1 protein-coding gene and 1 pseudogene are annotated in these 703 nt (G+C 46.2%); both read right to left on the reverse strand.

Translation table 11 applies throughout. From position 1 onward, the window contains the following. Positions 1–373 (reverse strand): patatin-like phospholipase family protein (locus R7Z49_RS25100; protein ID WP_318112401.1); only part of this gene is annotated, 373 nt, incomplete at its 3' end. Positions 374–460: 87 nt separating this feature from the next. Then, positions 461–703, reverse strand: a pseudogene (locus R7Z49_RS25105) (penicillin-binding protein 1B); the annotation flags it as partial.

Raw genomic sequence — 703 nt, forward strand, 5'->3', positions numbered from 1 at the left:
CATATTCTTTGTCACGAACACGACGCTGACTGCGATCGACGCGATCACGATAACCACTGTTCCAATCAACAGAATAGATAAAACTTTCGATTTCATCGGCGCTCATGCCTGTCGCGTACAAGCCGCCAACATAAGCTCCCATGCTTGTCCCTGTGATGATATCGACAGGAATGTGCATTTCTTCTAGAGCCTTGAGGACACCAATGTGGGCAGCACCTTTTGCGCCGCCACCAGCGAGAACAACCGCGACTTTAGGACGAGTCGGAGTATCCTCATTTTTGACTTGAGCAACAGAAGGAGTGGCTATCAAAAACAAACTTACCCACAACGCGAAATAGCGCGACATCGGGCTTGATGACAGCGTTTTGAACATCCACTTCTTCCTTTACTGAATACTTGATCACTAATATGTACTAAGAATTGACCAGTGAAACAAGTCCATGTTGTTGATTTGGAGATCCTACCAATCAAACAAACTATTCAACCAGTTAGATTTTTTCTCACACTGTTGTTTGATTTGACCCGTTTTATCCCATACTGGAAGTTTGTAATCGCTGCGGCAATTCATCTCTAAACCACCGTTGGAGGTCGGTTTAAAGCCAAGCGTCGTCACTTCTTTAGGCCAAGGCAGCTCCAAACGCTCAGGAATTCGCTGCGCTAAGTATTCCGCGTAAACACGCAATGCACCGCTTGACCCCGTAAG

It is taken from the genome of Vibrio sp. 1562, assembly GCF_033340155.1.
Lineage (GTDB): Bacteria > Pseudomonadota > Gammaproteobacteria > Enterobacterales > Vibrionaceae > Vibrio > Vibrio alginolyticus.